We start from the raw sequence: 7039 nt of genomic DNA, 5'->3' as shown, positions 1-7039 counted from the left end.
CCGGCCCCCCCGCCCGCCCGCAGCCCCGCCGCCTGCTGGCCGAGATCGTGGCGGGCGCGCGCCGCACCGACCGCCTGTGCCGCGACGGCCTGCCCGTGCTGCGCGCCCTTGCCCCCGACCTGATCCTGGGCGACCAGATGGAGCCTGCATCCGGCCTGCTGGCTCGCGCGGCGGGCGTGCCGCTGGTGTCCGTCGCCTGCGCGGTGCCCATGGATCCCGAACCGGGGATCCCCCTGCCCTTCCTGGGCTGGCCGCATGACCCGACCGCCCAGGGCCTGCGCCGCAATGCGGGGGGCGAACGGGTGTCCGACCTGCTGATGCTGCCGCACGCGCGGGTGATTCGCCGCTGGGCGCAGGCCTGGGCCCTGGGCGACCTGCGGCGCTTGCAGGACTGCCTGTCGCCCGATCTGGCACTGTCGCAGATGGTGCCGGGCTTCGACTATCCCCGCCCGGTGAACGGCGCCCACATCGCCCCCCTCGGCCCCTTCCGGCGCGGGCAGGCGGCGCAGGATTTCCCGCCCGACATCCGGCCCGAGGGCACAAGGCCCTTTGTCTATGTCTCGCTTGGCACGCTGCAAGGCCACCGCGCGGGGCTGCTGTCGCGCATCGCGGCGGCCTGCCGGCAGGCGGGGGCGCAGGTGCTGGTGTCGCACGCGGGCTGCCTGACGGACGATCAGGCGCGCGCGATCCCCGCCGACTGGGTGCGCCCCTTCGTGCCCCAGCAGGCGGTGCTGGAACGTGCCGACCTTTGCGTGACCCATGCCGGGCTGAACACGGCGCTGGAATGTCTGGCGGCAGGCGTGCCGATGCTGGCCGTGCCGCTGACCCATGACCAGCCTGGCGTGGCCGCGCGCATCGCCCATTGCGGCGCGGGGCTGCGGCTGCAACCCTGGCAGCGCAGCCCCGCGCGGATCGCCGATGCGGTCGCGCGCCTGCTGGCTGATCCCGCCTTCCGCGACACCGCGCGCGGCTTTGCCGCCCAGGCCGACAGCTGGCCCGGCGCGGCGGGCGCGGTCGACAGGATCGAGGCGCTTGTCAGCCCCCGAAGGCACGCCACAGGGTGATCAGGAACCCGTCGCCCATCCACAGCGACAGCAGAACCTCGGCCCCGATGGCGACCAGCGCCACCAGCCATCCCGCGACGGGCAGCGCCAGCAGCGCGCCCAGAGTGGCGATCACGGTATCTGCCAGGGAATTGACGATGCTGTCGCCGTGATAGGCCAGCGGATCGCCCGCGGAATAGCCGAACATCCGGATGCTGGCGGGCAGGTTCTCGACCATTTCCCAGATGGTGCTGCTGACGATCACGGCGGCCAGCAGCGTCCACAAGGGCCAGTCGGGGCGCTTCCAGCGGACCAGCTTGACCAGCACCGCGCCAAAGATGAGGTGCAGCAGGCTGTAGGGATCCAGCATCGTGCGCGAATTCAGCCGCACATCGCCGGGCCAGGCCCAGATCTGCGAACAATCGCAGCCCAGGGGCCGTTGCAGGGCCGCCAGGAAGGCCAGCTTGGCGGCCAGCGCCAGGACGATGAACAGCGCGGCCTGCCGGCCCCGCCCACGCGGATGCGGCAAATCGCTTGCAACCGGCAGCGGGGTGGCAGATCGTCGCAGCACGGGCGGGACGGCGGAACGGTGTTCGTCTTTCATCGTTGCCACGATAAGGACAGCATTGACCATGGCAAGGGGCCACAAGATCAACGGGATATGACAACGCATTCCCCTGACATCGTGATCGCGGGCGGGGGCCTTTCCGCCTCTCTGGCGGCGCTGCGGCTTGCGCCTGCGGCCCGCGTGCTGCTGGTCGATGGCAAGCCCGATCCGCTGGCGGGCCATACCTGGTCCTTCCACGACACTGACCTGGATGCGTCGCAGCGGGCCTGGCTGGCCCCGGCGATCCGGCGGACCTGGAACGGTCAGGACGTGCGCTTTCCCGGATACGCGCGGTCGTTGCGGGCAGGCTATGCCTCGCTGGACGCGGACAGCCTGGGCGCGGCGTTGAAGCGCCTGCCCACCGTCACGACGCTGCAGGCCCGGGTGGCGGCGATGGACGGGCGCGGCGTCACCCTGGCCGATGGCCAGCGGATCGAGGCGCGGGTCGCCATCGACGCGCGCGGCTTCCGCCCCCATCCGGCGGTCGAGGTGCGCTTCCAGAAGTTCCTGGGACAAGAGCTTCGGCTGACGGCCCCCCATGGGCTGACCCGCCCGGTCATCATGGACGCCACCGTGCCCCAGCGGGACGGATACCGCTTCTTCTACCTGCTGCCCTTCGACGACACGCGCCTGCTGGTCGAGGACACCTATTATTCCGACGCCGCCCACCTGTCGGCGGACCGCCAGCGCGCCGACATCGCGGAATATGCCGCGGCCCGGGGCTGGCAGATCGCCGCCGTGGTACGCGAGGAAACCGGCGTCCTGCCGATCACCCTGCGCCTGGACGCCGACGCCTTCTGGAAATCCCTGCCCCCCGGCATCCCCGTCATCGGGCTGCGGGCGCTGCGGTTCCATCCGCTGACGGGCTACAGCCTGCCCCATGCGGTGCGCAGCGCCGACCTGGTGGCGCGGCACTGGCAGCAGGGCGCTCATGCGCTGGCTCGCGCCCTGCGCCGCGATTCGCTGGCGGATGCCCGGGCGCAGGGCTTCTATCGCCTGCTGGCGCGGATGCTGTTCGAGGCCGCCGCCCCCGACGAGCGCCGCCGCGTGATGGAGCGGTTCTATCGCCTGTCCGAACCCCTGATCGAACGCCTCTATGCAGGCCATAGCACGCTGGCCGACAAGGCCCGCATCCTGACCGGGCGGCCGCCCGTGCCGGTCGCCAAGGCGCTGCGCTGCCTGCCCGGAACCCTGAAGGAAAGACCTGCATGACCACTTCCCCCCGCAAGACCGCCGCCGTCATCGGTGCTGGCCTTGGCGGCCTTGCGCTGGCCATCCGCCTGCAAAGCGCAGGGCTGTCCACCACCGTCTTTGAAAAGCGCGACAAGCCGGGCGGGCGGGCCTATGTCTATCACGACGAAGGCTTCACCTTCGACGCGGGCCCCACGGTCATCACCGACCCCGACTGCCTGAAGAAGCTGTGGCGCCTGTCCGGCCGCGACATGGCGGACCATGTGACGCTGCTTCCGGTCGATCCCTTCTATCGCCTGTGCTGGGAAGACGGCACCGTCTTCGACTATGCCGACGACCAGGACAGCATCGAACGCCAGATCCATGCGATCAACCCCGCCGATGTGGAAGGCTATCGCCGCTTCCTCGCCTATTCGCGGGACGTTTACCGCGAGGGGTATGAGAAGCTGGGCACCGTCCCCTTCCTGCATTTTTCCGACATGATCCGCGCCGCCCCGCAACTGGCCCGCCTTCAGGCCTGGCGGTCGGTCCATTCGATGGTCGCGCGCCACATCAAGGACGAACACCTGCGCCAGGCCTTCAGCTTCCACACGCTGCTGGTGGGGGGAAACCCGTTTTCCACCTCGTCCATCTATGCGCTGATCCATGCGCTGGAACGCCAGGGCGGCGTCTGGTTCGCCAAGGGCGGCACGGGCGCGCTGGTCGCGGGCATGGTCCGGCTGTTCCAGGAACTGGGCGGGACCATCCACCTGAACATGCCGGTGGACCGGATCGAGACGCAAGGCAACCGCGCCACCGCCATCCACGCGGGCGGGCAGCGCCACCCCTTCGACATGGTCGCCAGCAATGCCGATGTGGTCCACACCTATCGCACGCTGCTGGGCGATCCCAAGGGCGACAAGCTGGCCAGGAAGCGTCATTCCATGTCGCTGTTCGTGGTCTATTTCGGCCTGCGCGGGCTGCGCCCCGAGTTGCGGCACCACATGGTCCTGTTCGGCCCGCGATACCGCGAACTGGTCAACCAGATCTTCGCGGGCAAGGAACTGGCCGACGATTTCTCGCTGTATCTGCACGCGCCCTCGGTCACGGACCCCGACCTCGCGCCGGAAGGGTGCAGCGCCTATTACGTCCTGGCCCCGGTGCCGCATCTGGGCACGGTGGATCCCGATTGGGAACGCACCGCGCCCGTCTATCGCGACCGGATCCTTGATTACCTCGAGGCGCGCTATATCCCCAACCTGCGGCGCGACCTGATGACGGTGCGGCATTTCACGCCGCTGGATTTCCGGTCGGAACTGAACGCCCATCTGGGGTCCGCCTTCTCGGTCGAGCCGATCCTGACCCAAAGCGCCTGGTTCCGCCCCCACAACCGCGACGAGCGGCTGGAAAACCTGTATGTCGTCGGCGCGGGCACCCATCCCGGCGCGGGCATCCCCGGCGTGGTCGGATCGGCCGAGGCCACCGCGTCCCTGATGATCGGGCAACGGGCATGAGCGACGCGACCCTGGACCAGGCCCGTCAGTCCATCGCCGTGGGGTCGAAAAGCTTTGCCATGGCCTCGCGTTTCCTGCCCGGCGGGATGCACGAGGATTGCGTGATGCTTTACGCCTGGTGCCGCCATGCCGATGACGTGATCGACGGGCAGGAAGGGGGCTTTGCCACGGGGGCCGCCCATGACCCCGCCGCGAGGCTGGCCGAGTTGCGCGACCTGACCCACCGCGCCTTGCGGGGCGATGCGGCGGCGCCGGTCTATGCCGGATTGGCGCGGGTCGTTAAGGCGCGGGACATTCCGCATCGCCATGTCGATGAACTGCTGGACGGCTTTGCCATGGACGTGCAGGGCCGCGTTTACCACGACATGAACGACCTGCTGGATTACTGCTATCACGTCGCGGGGGTGGTCGGCGTGATGATGGCGCGGATCATGGGCGTGCGGGACGAAGCCGTTCTGGACCGCGCCAGCGACCTGGGGCTGGCGTTCCAACTGACCAACATCGCCCGCGACGTGATCGACGACGCCCGGATCGGCCGGACCTATCTGCCGCGCGCCCTGCTGGACGCCGAGGGGATCACGGCGGTCGACCCCGACGACATGGGCCAGCGCGCCGCCCTGCACCGCGTGGCCCTGCGCCTGCTGGACCAGGCCGAGGTTTACTATCGCAGCGCGGATGCGGGCATCGCCGTCCTGCCCCGCCGCCCGGCGCTGGCCATTGCGGCGGCGCGCAACATCTATCGCCAGATCGGCGTCAAGCTGCGCGCGCAGGGGCCCGACGCCTGGAACGGGCGGCTGTCCACGACCAGGGGGGAAAAGCTGCGGCTGGCCGCGAAGGCCCTGGGGTCAACCGTTCTGGCCCCCCGCCGCCGCGCCGCCGCGGTCAGCCGTGCCGGTCTTTATATCCGGCCGTGACGCGGCCTCCTCGTCACGCGGCCCCCGCATTGGGGGCGGATTGCGGCACGCGGTCCAGCATGGGGGTGAAGATCGCGTCGATCATGCTGCGGAAGGGATCGGGTTCCAGCCCCGCGCCGACCAGCGCCTCGTCGGCGGATGCCAGCAGGGCGCGGCAGCGGCGCAGCGCCTCGTCCGCGCCATAGACGGCCAGATAGGTTTCCTTGCCCACGTCCTGCCGGCAATCCTTGCCGGTGGCGGCGCTGTCGGACAGCATGTCGATCAGGTCGTCGGCGATCTGGAAGGCCTGGCCCAGATCCTCGCCAAAGCGGCGCAAAAGGCTGCGCTTGTCGTCGGCCTGCCCGCCCAGGATCGCCCCGGCCTCGACCGCCGCACACAAAAGCGCGCCGGTCTTCAGCGCATTGATGCGGGTGATCCGGTCCAGGGCGTCGTCGGCCCCGTCCGCATCGGAAAACCCGTTCAGATCCAGTTCCTGCCCCGCGACCAGCCCCTGCCAGCCCATCACGCCCGACAGGATCGCGACCAGGGCATTGCGCTGCGCCGGATCCATGCCGGGCAGGCCGTTGGCGATGGAAATCGCGTGGTTCAGCAGCCCGATGGCGGTCAGGATCGCCGTCGCCTCGCCGAAGCGGGCATGGGTGGTGGGCCTGCCCCGGCGCAGCAGGGCGTTGTCCATGGACGGCAGGTCGTCCACGATCAGCGACGCGGTATGGACCATCTCCAGCGCGACGGCCATGTCCAGGACGGCATCCCCGTCGGCGGCGTCGCCCGCCACCAGGTGCAGCAGATAGGGCCGCAGCCGCTTGCCGCTGGACATGGCGTCGCGCGCGGCCTCGACCAGGCGCGCCGGGGCGGGCGACAGCTGCGACAGGTGGTGCGTGATCCGCAGGTCAAGCTGGCGCACGAAGCCCGCCTGTGCATCCGGGTGCCTGGCTGCGGCGTTCACCTTGTCTAATGCCTGCTGGTGCATGAGACTGGTCCTTCAAGGCTGGCGTTGCGGCCCGACAGGGACAACGCGAAACGACAAGGGCTGCCGCAGATGACCCATCCCGATCCGTCACTTGGGAAAGACAATAGTTCCGATCTCACACTCACCTCACGCAAGGAACAGCACCTGGATGTCGTGCTTGCCGGGCAGGCAGGCGCGACGGTAACGACCGGGCTGGAGTCGGTCGTCTTCGAACACGTCGCCCTTCCCGAAGTTTCATGGCACGACGTGGATTTGTCCACCGGTTTTCTGGGGCACCGGATCAACGCTCCCGTGATGATCGGGTCGATGACGGGCGGTCCAAGCCGCGCGGGCGTGATCAACCGCACGCTGGCACAGGTCTGCCAGCACCTGCGCCTGCCACTGGCAGTCGGGTCGCAGCGCGTGATGATCGAGGGCGGCGGCGACGCGGGCCTGGACCGCAGCCTGCGCCACTTGGCCCCCGACATTCCGATCCTTGCCAATTTCGGCGCGGCGCAGCTGAACCGGGGCTTTGGCCGCGACCAGGCCCTGCGCGCCATCGAGGCCATCGGCGCCGACGCCCTGATCCTGCACCTGAACCCCCTGCAAGAGGCCGTCCAGGCCGAGGGCGACCGCGACTGGCGCGGCCTGACGGCCAAGATCGGTGTCCTGGCCCGCGCCTTGCCGGTGCCCGTGGTGGTGAAGGAGGTCGGCGCGGGCCTGTCGGGCCCCGTCGTCACCCGCCTTGCCGCCGAGGGCGTGGCGATCTTCGACGTGGCGGGCGCGGGCGGCACCGACTGGGCCCGGGTCGAGGCCGCGCGCGCCCCCGACCGCGCCAGCGC

At 70.0% G+C, this 7039-nt stretch carries 7 protein-coding genes; 5 read left to right on the top strand and 2 right to left on the bottom strand.

The features are described from left to right. Positions 1 to 1064 (top strand): glycosyltransferase (locus JX613_RS19340; protein WP_207103108.1); only part of this gene is annotated, 1064 nt, incomplete at its 5' end. On the opposite strand, the gene JX613_RS19335 is transcribed toward JX613_RS19340, so the two are convergent. Beyond that, positions 1036 to 1647 (bottom strand): DUF2585 family protein, encoded by a 612-nt coding sequence (locus JX613_RS19335; protein WP_207103107.1) that lies wholly within the window; start codon positions 1645 to 1647, stop codon positions 1036 to 1038. The genes JX613_RS19340 and JX613_RS19335 overlap by 29 nt on opposite strands. 57 nt (positions 1648 to 1704) lie before the next feature. Here JX613_RS19335 and crtY point away from each other — a divergent pair, with 57 nt between their 5' ends. Genes crtY through JX613_RS19320 form a run of 3 tightly spaced genes read left to right on the top strand, consistent with a single transcriptional unit; the run spans position 1705 to position 5248 of the window. Further along, positions 1705 to 2862 carry a lycopene beta-cyclase CrtY gene (crtY, locus tag JX613_RS19330; protein WP_207103106.1) on the top strand — a complete coding sequence of 386 codons (1158 nt, stop codon included), beginning with the start codon at positions 1705 to 1707 and terminating at the stop codon, positions 2860 to 2862. Further along, positions 2859 to 4334: a phytoene desaturase gene (locus JX613_RS19325; RefSeq protein ID WP_207103105.1), complete on the top strand. Its 1476-nt coding sequence runs from the start codon at positions 2859 to 2861 to the stop codon at positions 4332 to 4334. The genes crtY and JX613_RS19325 overlap by 4 nt, the downstream gene beginning before the upstream one ends. Further along, positions 4331 to 5248: a phytoene/squalene synthase family protein gene (locus tag JX613_RS19320; RefSeq protein WP_207103104.1), complete on the top strand. Its 918-nt coding sequence runs from the start codon at positions 4331 to 4333 to the stop codon at positions 5246 to 5248. Before JX613_RS19325 ends, JX613_RS19320 begins: the two co-directional genes overlap by 4 nt. A 13-nt stretch (positions 5249 to 5261) precedes the next feature. Here JX613_RS19320 and JX613_RS19315 read toward each other — a convergent pair whose 3' ends face one another. After that, complete coding sequence (locus JX613_RS19315) at positions 5262 to 6218, bottom strand: polyprenyl synthetase family protein (RefSeq protein ID WP_207103103.1); 957 nt, start codon at positions 6216 to 6218, stop codon at positions 5262 to 5264. Between the two features lie 69 nt (positions 6219 to 6287). On the opposite strand from JX613_RS19315, the gene JX613_RS19310 reads away from it, so the two are divergent. Further along, a partial coding sequence (locus JX613_RS19310; RefSeq protein WP_207103102.1) for a beta/alpha barrel domain-containing protein occupies positions 6288 to 7039 on the top strand: 752 nt, incomplete at its 3' end.

Source organism: Paracoccus shandongensis (assembly GCF_017315735.1).
GTDB lineage: Bacteria > Pseudomonadota > Alphaproteobacteria > Rhodobacterales > Rhodobacteraceae > Paracoccus > Paracoccus shandongensis.
The sequence above is the reverse complement of the archived record's forward strand: the minus strand, read 5'-3'. Positions and strand labels throughout refer to the sequence as shown.